7 protein-coding genes and 1 tRNA gene are annotated in these 14,134 nt (G+C 71.6%); 7 read left to right on the top strand and 1 reads right to left on the bottom strand.

Annotation, left to right across the window (positions count from 1 at the left end; translation table 11 throughout):
• Nucleotides 1-56 precede the first annotated feature (56 nt).
• Nucleotides 57-1,805, top strand: a complete 1,749-nt coding sequence (locus OG257_RS03435) for a glycoside hydrolase domain-containing protein (protein ID WP_329204597.1) — start codon at nucleotides 57-59, stop codon at nucleotides 1,803-1,805.
• A gap of 34 nt (nucleotides 1,806-1,839) precedes the next feature.
• Complete coding sequence (locus OG257_RS03430) at nucleotides 1,840-2,778, top strand: penicillin-insensitive murein endopeptidase (protein ID WP_329204596.1); 939 nt, start codon at nucleotides 1,840-1,842, stop codon at nucleotides 2,776-2,778.
• A 55-nt stretch (nucleotides 2,779-2,833) separates the two neighbouring features.
• Here the strand turns inward: OG257_RS03430 and selD are convergent, their stop codons facing one another.
• Nucleotides 2,834-3,877, bottom strand: a complete 1,044-nt coding sequence (gene selD / locus OG257_RS03425; RefSeq protein ID WP_329204594.1) for a selenide, water dikinase SelD — start codon at nucleotides 3,875-3,877, stop codon at nucleotides 2,834-2,836.
• 56 nt (nucleotides 3,878-3,933) lie between these two features.
• On the opposite strand from selD, the gene OG257_RS03420 reads away from it, so the two are divergent.
• From OG257_RS03420 to OG257_RS03400, 5 genes are all read left to right on the top strand, one after another.
• Nucleotides 3,934-4,027 (top strand) — tRNA-Sec (locus OG257_RS03420).
• Between the two features lie 23 nt (nucleotides 4,028-4,050).
• Entirely contained in the window at nucleotides 4,051-5,370 is a 1,320-nt protein-coding gene (gene selA / locus OG257_RS03415) for an L-seryl-tRNA(Sec) selenium transferase (protein ID WP_329204593.1), read from the top strand.
• Nucleotides 5,371-5,372: 2 nt separating this feature from the next.
• Nucleotides 5,373-7,148 (top strand): selenocysteine-specific translation elongation factor, encoded by a 1,776-nt coding sequence (gene selB / locus OG257_RS03410; protein WP_329204591.1) that lies wholly within the window; start codon nucleotides 5,373-5,375, stop codon nucleotides 7,146-7,148.
• Nucleotides 7,149-7,255: 107 nt separating this feature from the next.
• Nucleotides 7,256-9,931, top strand: a complete 2,676-nt coding sequence (locus tag OG257_RS03405; protein WP_329204590.1) for a M4 family metallopeptidase — start codon at nucleotides 7,256-7,258, stop codon at nucleotides 9,929-9,931.
• Nucleotides 9,932-10,047: 116 nt separating this feature from the next.
• On the top strand, nucleotides 10,048-13,908 hold the full coding sequence (locus OG257_RS03400) for a S8 family peptidase (RefSeq protein ID WP_329204588.1): 3,861 nt from the start codon (nucleotides 10,048-10,050) through the stop codon (nucleotides 13,906-13,908).
• Nucleotides 13,909-14,134: the final 226 nt, after the last annotated feature.

Genomic DNA, 14,134 nt, shown 5'->3' with positions numbered 1-14,134 from the left:
AGACCTGCCGAGCCGCTCCCCTCACTCTCCCCCCGCATTCGAGTAGGAGTGAACCGATGTCCTCCCGGATCCCCTGGCGCGCCCGCGCCGGAACTGCCCTGCTGGCGGTGCTCGCCGGTATCGGCGCGTTCGCCGCCCCCGTCCCCGCCCAGGCAGATTCCCAGCCCGAGAGCCTGCAGAGCGTCACCTACCACGGCTACCGCATCGAGGTGCCCGCCGAATGGCAGGTGGTCGATCTGGCCGAGAACCCGCGTGCCTGCCTCCGGTTCGACAGACCCGCCGTCTACCTGGGCGAGCCCGCCGAGCAGAACGACTGCCCCGCCGGAGTCGTCGGCCGTTCGGCGGGCATCGTCGTGGAGCCCATCACCGCCCGCTCCGCCGGCCAGGCGACGGCGGCGACCGCGCGGACCCAGCGCGGCAAGGCCATCGCCCCGACCGCCGCGTCCAGCAACGACACCATCCAGATCGCGGTCGAGGACGCCGGCGTCCTCGTGACCGCCGCCCACACACCGGAGACCGAGAACCTCGTACGCGGCGTCCTCGCCTCGGCCGAGCTCACCAGCGGCGCCGAGCGCATCGCGCTGCCGGCCGCGGCCCAGCGGTCCGACGCCACCCCCCTGGCCGCGGCCGGACCGCAACCCGGCAGCTACCTGGGCAAGGGATTCGACGCCTGCACCGCGCCCTCGCAGGCCGCCATGAACGCCTGGCAGGCGAGCTCGCCGTACAGTGCGGTCGGCGTCTACATCAGCGGCTCCTTCCGCGGCTGCGCCCAGCCGAATCTGACGGCGAGCTGGGTGACCAGCCAGACCAACAACGGATGGCGTCTGTTCCCCATCGATGTCGGCCGCCAGGCACCGTGCACCAACTACTCGCTGAAGATGTCCACCGATCCGGCCACGGCCAAGTCGCAGGGCGTCACCGCGGCGGCCGGCGCCATCTCCGCCGCGTCGGGCCTCGGTATCCCGGCGGGCAGCGCCATCTACAGCGACATCGAGGCGTACACCTCCACAGCCTCCTGCAAGGCGTCCGTGCTGTCGTACCTGTCCGGCTGGACCGAACGGCTGCACAGCAGCGGCTATCTGTCGGGCTTCTACTCCAGCGCCGCCTCCGGAATCAAGGACGCCGCCGCCGAGTACAACAACGGCGCCTACACGCGCGTCGACCACCTGTTCTACGCATGGTGGAACGGCGCCGCCGACACCGACACCGGTTCCTACGTACCGTCCTCCTACTGGTCCAACCACCAGCGGATCCACCAGTACGTGGGCGAGGTCACCGAGTCCTACGGCGGCTACTCGATCAACATCGACCGCGACTACCTGGACGTCGGCAACGGCTCCACGCCCACACCCAGCTGCAGCGGGGCGAACCTCGACTTCACCGCGTACACCACCGTCCAGAGCGGCTCGACCGGAGACCGGGTCAAGGCCGCCCAGTGCCTGCTCAAGGCCGCCGGATTCGACCCGGGCACCCCCGACGGGATCTTCGGGCCCGACACGACCGCCGCCGCCCGGAACTTCCAGTCCAGCAAGGGGCTCACGGCGGACGGTGCGGTCGGTCCGAAGACCTGGACGGCCCTGCTGTCCCGCGGATCCACCCCGACGATCCAGAACGGCTCGACGGGAGAGGCCGTCACGCGACTGCAGCGCGCCCTGACAGCCGCGCTCGGCCGGACGGTGGCCATCGACGGCATCTTCGGCTCGGGTACCGCCCAGGCCGTACGCGACTACCAGTCCTCGCGCGGGCTGGGCGCCGACGGCATCGTCGGCCCCGCCACCTGGGGCGCCCTCCAGTCCGGAAAGTGAGCAGGCGGATGAACAGGAAAGTGAGGCAGAAACCATGAGACGACTCGCACGCATCATCACGCTGTTCGCCGCGCTGGCGGGCCTGCTCCTCGGACTGGGCGTCCCCGCGCAGGCCTTCCCCCAGGCGGCGTTCCCGCTGACCAGCAACGGCAGCCGAGGATCCGACGTCGTCGCGCTGCAGCACCTGCTTGCCGCGCACGGCCGCCCCGTGGCGGTGGACGGCGCCTTCGGCTCGGGCACCCAGAGCGCCGTGGTGGGCTTCCAGCAGTCCAAGGGTCTGGCCGCGGACGGCATCGTCGGGCCCGCCACCTGGGGCGCGCTCGCCATCACCGTCCGTCAGGGCGACAACGGGCCGGCGGTGACGGCCCTCCAGTCGCTGCTCAACGCCAAGCGGGGCGCCGGACTCTCGGCCGACGGGGCCTTCGGACCCGCCACCGGCACGGCCGTCCGCACCTTCCAGTCCCATGCGGGAATCAGTGCGGACGGCGTCGTCGGGCCGACCACCTGGCAGAACCTGCTGTGGCACTACGAGAACATCAACTTCGGCGGCACCACGATGTGCGCACAGAGCCCCGACGGCAACGCGGGTGCCCACTGGGCGACAGCCGGCGCCGTCGGCCAACTGGAGGCCGCCGCCGCCACCTTCGCCGTCACCGGGAACGGCAGACTGCCGGTCGGCGACGCGGGCTTCGAGCACGGCGGGGACATCCCCGGCCACGGCAGCCACGAAGTCGGGATGGACATCGACGTGTGGCCCGCCCGCACCGACTCGGCGCAGTGCACCGCCGGGCGTATCACCTGGCAGTCGAGCACCTACGACCGTGCGGCCACCCGCAGGCTCGTGCAGGAGATCCGGGCGAAGGCCCCCGGTCACGTCCAGCTGATCTTCTTCAACGACCCGCAGCTGATCTCGGAAGGGCTGACCACGAGCTACGCCAACCACGACAACCACCTGCACATCCGCTACCGGTAGCGGCCCGGCCGCGGGACCCGGGCCTCGCCCGGGGACCCGCGGCCGTCCGCAGCGCTCAGCGGATCATCAGGGAGGTGCCGGCTACGGCGGGAACCAGTTCCCCGATGACCGGATGTCCGGGCACCTCCCCGGCGATCAGCAGCCCGCCGGAGGTCTGTGCGTCGGCAAGCAGGTGCAGCTGGTCCTGGCTCGCCCGTCCCACGTCAAGGTGCGGGCGCACCCATTCGAGATTGCGCCGGGTGCCGCCGCTGACGTACCCGGCCCGCAGGGACTCCCAGGCGCCGTCGAGCACGGGGACGGCGGCGGAATCCACCACGGCCGTGACGCCGCTGGCCCTGGCCAGCTTGTGCAGATGGCCGAACAGCCCGAATCCGGTCACATCGGTGGCGCACACGGCGCCGGCCTCCAGGGCAGCCGCAGAGGCCTTGTCGTTGAGCGCCGCCATGGTGGCGACGGCGTGCGCGAAGACCTCACCGGTCCGCTTGTGGCGGTTGTTGAGTATTCCGACGCCCAGCGGCTTGGTCAGGGTCAGGGGCACGCCCGGCCGACCGGCGTCGTTGCGCAGCAGCCGGTCCGGATCCACCAGGCCGGTCACGGCCATTCCGTAGAGCGGTTCCGGGCTGTCGATGCTGTGGCCGCCGCCGACGAAGCAGCCGGCTTCGCGGGCCACTTCGAGCGCTCCCGCCAGGACCTCCCGGGCCAGCTCCGCGGGCAGTACGTCACGGGGCCAGCCCAGCAGGTTGAGCCCGACGACGGGCCGGCCGCCCATCGCGTAGACGTCGGACAGGGCGTTGGCCGCGGCGATCCGGCCCCAGTCGCGGGCGTCGTCGACGACGGGTGTGAAGAAATCGGCCGTCGACACCAGGGCGGTGCCGTCACCGGTGAGCACCACAGCGGCGTCGTCACCGTCGTCGAGTCCGACCAGCAGCCGGTCCTCGTCGCCGCCGAGGGCCTGCCCGGGGTTCCGGGGCGGCAGCAGTCCCGCGACCATCGCCTCCAGTTCCCCCGGAGGAATCTTGCAGGCGCAGCCGCCTCCGTGCGCGAACTGGGTCAACCGCACGGGCGCGGCCGGAACGGTGGCGGGGCCAACTGTCGTCATACGGCGATCATTTCACCCCTTGCCCCAGCAGTGTGCAGGGACCACAATCTTGCTCCGGAGGCGTTGGGCGGGCTGGTGCCCCTCCCGATCTTCAAAATCGGTGTGGTCCGGAAACCGGGCCAGGCGGGTTCGATTCCCGTCCGCCTCCGCTGACTTCGATCGGGGTGGCACGGGTGGCGGACGAGACGGAGGAGCCGCCTGCGGACATCCGGAGGCAGGTGCCGAGCACCACGGTGCTCCTCGGCGACTCCCGCCTGAGCGAGGCGTCCGCACGGCTGGGCAGGCCCGTCGTCAAGGCCGCGGTCGGCACCGCCCAACAGCTCGTACGCGAAGGACGGATCGGCCCGGGCGACGCCGTCCACGCCGCACTTGCCGCGCTCCCCGCGCACACAGGCGGCCTGAGCCACGTGCACAACGCCACCGGCGTCGTACTGCACACCAATCTGGGACGGGCCCCGCTGTCGCGGTCCGCACTGGAGGCCATGGCGGCGGCAGGCGGATACACGGACGTCGAGCTGGACCTCGGCACCGGCAGACGGGCGCCACGCGGACGCGGCGCCATGGCTGCCCTGCGGGAAGCGGTGCCGGCCGCGGAGGCGGTGCATGTGGTCAACAACGGAGCCGCCGCCCTGGCCCTGGCGGCGGTGACGCTGGCCCCGGGGCGCGACATCCTGCTCAGCCGGGGCGAGTTCGTGGAGATCGGCGACGGCTTCCGGATACCCGAACTGCTGGCCTCCTGCGGCGCCCGGATACGCGAGGTCGGCACCACCAACCGGACCCGTCTCGGCGACTACGCGGACGCCGCCGGCCCGGACACCGGCTTCATCCTCAAGGTCCACCCGTCGAACTTCACGGTGAACGGCTTCACCGGGGGAGTGGGCCCCGGTGAACTGGCGTCGCTGGGCCTGCCCGTCGTCGTCGACATCGGCTCCGGCCTCCTCGCCCCCGACCCGGTGCTCCCGGACGAGCCCGACGCGGCCACGGCCCTGCGCGCCGGGGCCACCCTGGTCACCGCCAGCGGGGACAAGCTGCTCGGCGGGCCGCAGGCCGGGCTGGTCCTCGGCCGGGCCGCCGTCGTGGAACGGATGCGCCGCCATCCCCTGGCCCGCGCCCTGCGCGTGGACAAGTTCACCCTGTCCGCGCTGGAAGCGACACTGCGCGGTCCCGAGCCCCCCGTGCACACAGCCGTGCACATGCCGCTGCCGCAGCTGCGCACCCGCACGCTGCGCATGGCCGACGACGCCGCCCGCCGAGGCCTGGACGCACGCGTCGTACCCCACGAGGCGGTGGTCGGAGGAGGCGGCGCACCCGGGACCGTTCTGCCTTCCTGCGCGCTCAGCCTCCCCGACGACCTGGCAGAACCGCTGCGCACCGGTGAACCGGCCGTGCTCGGGCGGGTGGTGCGCGGCCGGCTGCTCCTGGACCTCCGGTGCGTACCGGAGGAGTGCGACAGCGACGTCCTTGTCGCGGTGCTGCGCGCGGCGGGGCGCTGATCATGCGGGTCATCGCGACGGCCGGGCATGTCGACCACGGCAAGAGCACACTGATCCACGCACTGACCGGCACCCACCCCGACCGGCTGGCGGAGGAGCGGCGCCGTGGCCTGACCATCGACCTGGGCTTCGCATGGACGGATCTGCCATCGGGCGAACGGCTGGCATTCGTCGACGTACCGGGACACGAGAGGTTCGTGCCCACCATGCTGGCCGGCGTGGGGCCCGTGCCCGCCGTGCTGTTCGTCGTCGCCGCCGACGAGGGCTGGATGCCCCAGTCCGCCGAACACCTCGCCGCCGTGGACGCCCTCGGCGTACGGCACGGACTGCTCGTCATCACCCGCTGCGACGTGGCCGACCCCGGCCCCGCCACTGCGCAGGCACGGGACCGGATCCGGTCCAGCACCCTCGGCAGCGTGGAGGCCGTGGCCGTCAGCGCCCGCACGGGCGCGGGACTCGCCGAGCTGCGCGCCGCCCTCGACCGGCTGGTCGCGCGGCTGCCGGACGGGGACGCCGCATCCCCGGTGCGGCTGTGGATCGACCGGTCCTTCACCGTGCGCGGCAGCGGGTTGGTGGTCACCGGCACCCTCGGGGCGGGGCGGATCCGCAGGAGCGACGTCCTGGTGACCGCCCGCTCCGACAGCCCCGTGCGCGTCAGGGGGCTGCAAGCCCTCGGCGAGGAGACCGGCCTTGTACGTGCCACCGCCCGGGTCGCAGTCAACCTCCGAGGCCTCGACAAGGAGTCGACGGGCCGTGGTGACGCCCTGCTCACACCCGACAGCTTCCTCCCCTGCCTGAGCTGCGACGTGCGCGTACACGGCGGAACGCCTGCCTCGGAACTGCCCCGCACCGCTGTCGCCCACATCGGCTCGGCGGCCGTGCCCGTACGCGTACGGCCGCTCGGTCCGGACATCGTCCGGCTGACCCTCCCGGAACCACTGCCGCTGCGCATCGGCGACCGCGCGGTGCTGCGCGATCCCGGCCTGCGACAGGTGCTCGCCGGTCTGACCGTGCTCGACCCCCGGCCACCGGAACTGCGGCGCCGCGGCTCCGTGGCACGGCGGGCGGCCGAGCTGGGCGACGTCCACGGAACCCCGGACGAGGCGTCCGAGCTGCGGCGCCGGCTGCTGGCCAGGCGCGCGGAGTTGACCGCGATGGGGGTGGCCGTCCACACCGCACCCGTCGCGGGGGACTGGCTCGCCGACCCCGCACACTGGACCGCCCTGCGCGCCCGGCTGGCCGATCTGGTGGCGGAATACCTCTCCGAGCGGCCCACCGAGGAGGGCATACCGGTGGAGGCCGCTCGGCATCGTCTGGGCCTGCCTGCCGTTTCCCTCGTGGAGGCACTGGTCACGCCACCTCTGAGGATGAGCCGCGGGCGCGTGACCGCGGGGCACGCGGCACAGCCCGTCCCTGTGGCGGACGCGGTGCGCCGGCTCACCGCCGAACTCGACGGTCGGCCCTTCGCCGCCCCCCACGCCCAGAGGCTCGCGGAACTCGGCTTCGGCCGCCGTGAGCTCGCCACCGCGGTCCGCCACGGAGCGGTACTGCGGCTCGCGGAGCACGTGGTGCTGCTGCCGGACGCGCCCCGGCTGGCGGCCGACCGACTGAGCGAACTCGACCAACCGTTCACCGTGGGAACGGCGAGCCGCGCCCTGGACACCAGCCGACGCGTCACCGTCCCCCTGCTGGAGCACTGCGACGCCCAGGGCATCACCCAGGTCCTCCCCGACAAGCGCCGCCGGTGCGCGCCCCGCAGCCCGGCACGCAGTGAGTGACGGCCCGCCCCCTTCGGAGACCTCCATGGAGCGGTGCCGGTAATTGCCGGGTAATGGCGGCTGCCTAGCGTGCGGCAACTGTTCCCGACCTGGAGGCCGAACAAGCCATGCGTCTCAGACGCCTTGCCGGTGCCGGTATGGCCGCCGCACTCGCTGTGCCCCTCGTACTCGCGGGTACCCCTGCCGCAGCCGACGAGCCACCGCCGGACATCATCGCCGGCCTGAACTCCCGTACGCCCACCCACGTCACGGGCCTCGATGGCGAGGCCCCGTCCGTCTCCGCCTCGCCGCAGGAGCGGGCCCGCCGGCATCTCGCCGACAACGACGACGTCTACCACGCACGTGGCCTCGGCCTCGCCGCCGCGGGGACGTCCGTGGCCGGGGACACCACGACCGTCCGTTTCACCCAGCGCCACCACGGTGTTCCGGTGCTCGGCGGCACGTACCTCGTGCACGCGGACACCTCGGGCGTCACCAGCGCCGCCGGATCGCTCTTCACCGATCTGACCGTGGACACCGAACCGGCCTTCACCCAGCAGGCGGCCATCGACCTGCTCCCGTTCGTGGACACCACCGCGTACAGGGACGGCACCCGCGAGACCGAGGGACACGGGCTCGTGGTCCTCCCCGACGGAACGGGCACGCTCGCCTACCACCTGACGGTCACCGGGCTGACTCCGGCAGGGAAGCCCAGCCGCCGCGAGGTGTACCTGGACGCTCATCACGGCACCCTCGCGCTCGACTACGACAACCTTCAGCAGGCGGGCCCTGCCGACGGTACCGGCGTGAACCAGCAGGGCGTGACCAAGCCCCTCGCGGTGTACGACACGGACAGCGGGTACGAGCTGCGCGACCGTTCCAAGCCCATGTGGGCCGCTCAGGGCGGCGAGATCCTCACCTACGACGCGGCCGGGGCAAGCGTCACCAAGTACCAGGGCACGATGCCCACCGATGCCAAGCTCGCCCTCTCGGGCGCCGCTCACTTCGACGGCGCGAACACCGACTCCGGTGCGGTGGACGCCCACTGGGGCGCGGGCCAGGTGTACGACTTCTACCGCTCCCTCGGCCGCGACGGCATCGACGGCAAGGGCGGCTCCATGCGCTCGGTCGTCGACGTCACCTACGGGGGCCGCCCGTTCGACAACGCCTTCTGGGACGGCACGAAGATGGTCTACGGCCGGTCGTCCAACGGACGGTCCTTCGCCGCGGACCTGGACGTCGTCGGCCACGAGATGACCCACGGCGTCACCGATCACTCCGGCGGGCTGATCTACCTCCAGCAGTCCGGAGCCATCAACGAGGCCGTCTCCGACTACTTCGGAAACGCCATCGACGTCACCGACTCCCGTACCCCCATGGACGACCCGGCCGCCGGCCTCCTCGGAGAGGACCTCTGCCCGCAGACCTCCCCGCAGGACTGCGCACTGCGCGACATGAACGACGGCCGCAGGGCCGAGCGGGACTACCTGTCGCTCCCGCCCGACGTCGACAACGGGGGAGTGCACCTCAACTCGACCATCTTCTCGGGAGCCCTGTGGGACATCAGGGAGAAGCTCGACCCGAAGAGCGCGGACAAGATCATCTACACGGCGCTCACCCAGTACTTCACCCCGTTCACGGACTTCTACGCAGGCCGGCTGGCGGTCCTCGACGCGGCCCGGTCCCTCGACACCGGTAAGCGCGAACTCGTCGCCATATCAAAGGCATTCGACAGCCACGGCATCACCAAGTCCTGGCAGCGGAGACTGCCGCACGACTCACGGACCGTACTGAGCGGCGTACAGCCGAGCAGCGCCCCGGACGTGGACGGCAAGCGCTGGGTGATCGGAGAGACGGACCCCGCGACGGGTGACCCGCAGATCAGGGTCGGCACCCTGGGCAGCACGCGAACCCGGGTCATCTCGGAGCCCATCACCGGGTCCAGGACGGTGAACGGAGTCATCGGCAACACGGCTCCGCGCATCAGCGGCAACACCGTGGTGTGGACCCGGCTGACCCGGGTCAACCCGTACTGGGTGAACGCCGACGTCGTCCGAGGCTCGTTCGACGGCGGCACGGTCACCGACCTGCACCCCGGCGGCGGCATGCAGGGCAACGCCGATGTCTCGGGCGACACGTTCGTGTGGAGCGGGGACGAACCCCTGGGCGGAACGGGCGACCACAACGACCTGTTCACGAAGTCCGGCGACGCGCCGGTCACCAACCTCACTCCTGATCAGAGGGTCCAGGGCTACTTCCCCCGGATCTCCGGCGACACGATCGCCTACATCCACGTGGCGGGATCGTTCAACGGCCGCAACGCGGCGACGTACGACCTGTCCACCGCCCGCCGCACGATCCTGCCCGCCGGCAAGGACCCCTCCGGGAACCCGATGGCGTACGCCGTGCAGGTGGACACCAACGGCACCCGGATCGTCTGGTCGGAGACGGACTTCGACGAGGACCTCCAACTCCGCAGCGCCGACGCGGACGGCAGTGACGACCGGGTGCTCGTCCCCCAGGGCACTCCCGACACCCCCTTCGCACCTCAGATCACGGTGAACGACAAGTGGCTCGTCTACAGCGACTACCGCGGCTACTACACCGCGGACACCGCCACCGAGGACATGCTGCCCAATCTGTGGATCATGCCGGTCAAGGGCGGCGCCGCCGAACCGGTGAGCTGCAACCCCGGCGCGCAGGAGGCACCGGTGCTGGGTGAGGGCCGCCGGGTCCTGTGGCTGGACTCGACGTTCGGCGACACCAGCCTGGTCACCCGGGACGCCCACCGCACCCACTGCTGACGACACTGCGGCCGTGAGCTCGGGAGGCCGGGCCCACGGCCGCCCGTACGACCTGACCGGGCGCGCAGAGCGCGCCCCCGGGATCGGCAACGACCCCCTACACACACGGAGCTGATGTGTACCCCATCCCAACCGCCGGCCGAACGAGGCTGAGAACCCTCGCGGTCGCGGCGATCGTGCTGGCCGCGGTCGCCGGTACGCCAGGTTCGCCGGCAGCCGCCGGGACACAAGCGCCGACGGCGACAGGCGTGGTCGGTGCCCCGGCGCAGAAGCCGGTGGCCCGGACGTCCCGTATCACCCTCATCACGGGCGATGTCGTCACGACCACGCTCGAGGCCGGACGCGTCAAGGCGGTGAACGTCTTCTCGGCGGGCGACCGGCCGACCACGTTCCACACGTCGACCGGCGCCGACGGCGACCTCTACGTCTATCCGCAGGACTCCACCGACGCGGTCGACTCCGGCCTCGTGGACCCCGAACTCTTCAACATCACCCAGCTGATCAAGGACGGCCGGGCGGACGCGCGTACCGATGAGATCCCCGCGCTGGTCGCGTACGCGGGCAGACCGGTCACGCCGAAGCTCAGCAAGGCGGCCGACGACCTCCCCGCCAGCAAGCGCAACGCGACACTGCCCCGGCTCGGCATGACCGCGGTGACCGTGGAGAAGGAGGAGGCGGCGAGCTTCTTCCGCGCCGTGCGTTCCAAGGGCAAGACGCAGGGGAAGCGTGCGCCGTCCACCGGCCCGGCCATCACGCGGCTCTGGTACGACGGCAAGGTGGAGGCGACCCTCGACCGGAGCACCGCCCAGGTCGGTGCCCCCGCAGCCTGGGCCGCGGGCTTCGACGGCAAGGGAGCGAAGGTCGCCGTCCTCGACTCCGGTATCGACCTGGACCACCCCGACGTTGCGGGGCGGGTGAGCCTGAGCCGGAGCTTCGTCCTCGGCGAGGACGTCCAGGACGGCTTCGGCCACGGCACGCACGTCGCCGCCACCATCGCGGGCACCGGCGCGGCATCCGGTGGAAAGTACAAGGGAGTCGCGCCCGCCGCCGACCTGATGGTCGGCAAGGTCCTGAACAACAGCGGTGGCGGCGACTTCTCCGACGTCCTGGCCGGCATGGAATGGGCGGCGGCGGAAGGCGCCGACGTCGTCAACATGAGCCTCGGAGCCACGGCGACCGCCGCCCGGGAACCCCTGACCGAGGCGGTCGACTCGATGAGCGCCTCGACCGGAACCCTCTTCGTCATCGCGGCCGGCAACAGCGGCCCGGGAGAGGTGACCGTCGCCACTCCCGCGAACGCCCCCTCCGCGCTCACCGTGGGTGCGGTCGACCGGGCGGACGCGATGGCACCGTTCTCCAGCCGGGGCCCCCGGATCGGTGACGCGGGCATCAAGCCCGAGATCACCGCACCGGGCGTGGGCATCGTGGCAGCCCGCGCCGCGGGCACGACCCTCGGCATACCGGTCGACGCCCAGCACATAGCCATGAACGGCACCTCGATGGCCACCCCGCACGTGGCGGGTGCGGCCGCGATCATGGCGCAGCGTCACCCGGACTGGAACGGGCAGCAGATCAAGGCAGCCCTCACCTCCCACGCACGGCAGATCAGCGGCCAGACGGTCTACGAGCAGGGATACGGGCGGCTGGACATCGCCGCCGCCGTCGACTCCGACCTCTCGCTCGCCGGCACGGTCGACTACGGCCTCGTCATGTGGCAGGACGGTACGTTCGACAAGCGCTCCCAGACGCTCCGGCTCGCCAACGAGGGGAGCGAACCAGTCGAGTTGACGCTGGACCTGACGGTCACCGAACGTGCCGGCACGCCCCTGCCTGCCGGTGCGCTCGGTCTGAGCGGCCGCGACGGGACAGCGGCCGGCAAAGTGACCGTGCCTGCCGGAGGAACCGCGGAGCTGACTGCCACGCTCGACCCCAACCTCGTCCCCGCAGGGCGGTACACCGGCGCACTCACGGCGACCGCACCCGACGGCCGGACCGTTCACACCCCGGTCGGCTTCATCAAGGAGACCCCGCGGCGGGCCGTCACCGTCGACTTCAAGGACAGGATCGGCAAGATCCCGTCCATGGTCGAACTGACCGTACAGGGCCTGGACAACACGTATGTGACGGGCCATCGGCTCCGAGGCCGGGACAGTTTCAGCCTCCGCCTGCCCCTGGGCAAGTACTCCATCATCGGCACCCTGATCACGGATGATCCGGCCGGTGTCGAGACCGTCGAGTACGCCACGGACGTGTTCGCCTTCCCCGAGATCGACAACACCCGCGAGGCGCAGGCGCTCCACGTCGACGCGGCACGGGCGAAGGACCTGTCGCTGGACGTCACCGATGAGCGCGGGCCCCTGGAGGCGTCGCACTTCACCCTGACGATGCAGCGCACGTCGCCCGGCGGCGCGATGACCCAGATGCGCGGCTACACCGACGTCCAGGCGGCCTCCGACGAGAAGTACGGAGTCATCCCTAGCGGCAAGGCCCTCACCGGCGAGTTCGTGCTCTCGACCTTCGTCGCCGTGCGCGAGCCACTCCAGAAGCTCGCCGTGACCGGCCCCGTGCACGAGGACATCGCGGTGCGCGCCCCGGTCAACACCGCGCGATTCTCCGGAACGAAGAATCTGGGCCTCGTGGACGTGGGCGCGGGCAGCCGGGCGGAGATCGCCGCCGCCGACGTGCGGGGCAAGGCGGTCCTGGTGACCTCCGACAACCTGGTCGGGATCACCGAGCAGGTACGGTGGGCCTCCGAAGCAGGTGCCGAGGCCGTCATCGCCGTACCTCCGCGGGAGGGCCCGCGCGCCGGCTTCGTCGGCAGCGGTCTGACCATCCCGGTGACCGTCGCGGGCTACGAGGACGGTCGGCGACTCGCCGAACTCACCGGGCGGGGTGACGTGACCGTCGCCTTCACCGGAGTGAACGAGTCCCGCTACACCTACTCGGCGCAGTACTACGACACCGGTGCGCTGCCCACGCGGGCCGCCCGGCGGGCGTCCACCGAGGACTTCGTCACCGTCAGGAACACCTTCCACTCGGACCGAGTCCGGCGCGTCGGCTGGGAGATGCTCAACGCCTGGGGCCCCTACGGCATCCCGTCGCTCCAGACCGGCCAGGCACTCGGCCAGGGCGGCACCCGCGACGACCACATCCTCGCCGACAAGCGGGTCAGGTATCAGCAGTTGGTCACCCCGCACACCTCGTACGCCGCGCAGATGGTGAGTCCCGAGACCGTCTACGAACGACCCGGTCGCACCTATCGTGCGGACTGGTACGCCGCCCCCATGCATCCGTCGGCCCACACAGAGCTGGCCTGTTCCTTCTGCCGTACGGACGCGGGCGTCTTCTTCACCACCAACTCCGGAGGAGACTCGGACCCCGGCCACGCGATCGTCGCCGGGCGGCTTCCCACCTGGACGTACTACCGCAACGGCGAGAAAGCGACCGATCTCGAGCACCTCATGGTTCCCGAGCCCGCGGACTACCGGGTCGTCGTGGACACCAAGCGCTTCGGCGACTACACCGGGGTGACCTTGGGCTCCACGACCCGCACGGAGTGGAGCTTCCGCTCCGCAGCCCCGCGGAAGGCGGAGATCAAGGGCTGCGAGAACGTCGTCGCCGGGGCAACGCGGTGCGAGCCCCTGCCCGTGCTGCTGCTCGACTACACGATGCCGCTGAACGTCTTCAACGAGGCCCCGGCGGGCCGCCCGTTCGACTTCACCGTCCATACCTCCCGGCCTCGTGGCCGGCACGGTGGTACGGACGTGGCGGGCGCGAAGGTGTCCGTCAGCTACGACGGCGGGACGACCTGGAACGCAGCGCGCACGCGACGCGCGCACGACGACTCCTTCCGGGTCACGGTCACCCACCCCGACCGCGCCGCGACGGACGGGTACGTGACGCTGCGCACGGAGGTCTGGGACCACGACGGCGGTCGCACGGTGGAGACGATCAACCGTGCCTACGCGCTGAGATAGCCCTGGAGCGGCCCCTTTTCGGCCGGCCGCCTCCCCGTGCCTCAGGGGCCGGGGAGGCGGCCGGTAAAGGCGCACCCCTGCACGTCCGGGGCAACCACGTGGCGTATCGGGGTCATTGACGCCGATGTGCCAGCGGAATGTCTGTACGGAGCGGAGCCGAACTGGAACCGTTCACTCCCGGATCCGCCGGCACGTCTGCTGCGATCCGGGGTCGTTGAGCGGCCCT

The organism is Streptomyces sp. NBC_00683, from assembly GCF_036226745.1.
Lineage (GTDB): Bacteria > Actinomycetota > Actinomycetes > Streptomycetales > Streptomycetaceae > Streptomyces.
The sequence above is the reverse complement of the archived record's forward strand: the minus strand, read 5'-3'. Positions and strand labels throughout refer to the sequence as shown.

Bases quoted from the DNA above. Each gene is read 5' to 3' on its own strand.
- OG257_RS03435 (WP_329204597.1), top strand. From the start codon at position 57: ATGTCCTCCCGGATCCCCTGGCGCGCCCGCGCCGGAACTGCCCTGCTG.
- OG257_RS03430 (WP_329204596.1), top strand. From the start codon at position 1,840: ATGAGACGACTCGCACGCATCATCACGCTGTTCGCCGCGCTGGCGGGC.
- selD (WP_329204594.1), bottom strand. From the start codon at position 3,877: ATGACGACAGTTGGCCCCGCCACCGTTCCGGCCGCGCCCGTGCGGTTG.
- selB (WP_329204591.1), top strand. From the start codon at position 5,373: ATGCGGGTCATCGCGACGGCCGGGCATGTCGACCACGGCAAGAGCACA.
- OG257_RS03405 (WP_329204590.1), top strand. From the start codon at position 7,256: ATGCGTCTCAGACGCCTTGCCGGTGCCGGTATGGCCGCCGCACTCGCT.